This window comes from Sulfitobacter sp. HI0040 (assembly GCF_001634885.1).
In the GTDB taxonomy this organism is placed as follows: domain Bacteria; phylum Pseudomonadota; class Alphaproteobacteria; order Rhodobacterales; family Rhodobacteraceae; genus Sulfitobacter.
On sequence record NZ_LWEX01000326.1, the window covers coordinates 1 to 221 of the forward strand.

1 pseudogene is annotated in these 221 nt (G+C 67.0%); it reads right to left on the minus strand.

The annotated features are described in order from the left end of the window. Positions 1–221: pseudogene (locus A3728_RS14545) on the minus strand (MFS transporter); the annotation flags it as partial.

Consider the following 221-nt stretch of genomic DNA (forward strand, 5'->3'; position numbering starts at 1 on the left):
ATCCGGTCATGTCCACCACCCGGTAGGTGCCCATGGTGCGCCCGCGGCTCTCGTTGGTGACCTTGGCCTGAAGCCATGCCTCGATGACCGTATAGCAGCCCGCCACGCAAAGGCCGGAGGCGACCCGCATCAACGCCCAGGCGTAGGGGTCGATCACCATCATATGCGCCATCAACCCGATGGCCCCCAGCGCGGTGAAGGCGGCGAAGGCGCGGCTGTGG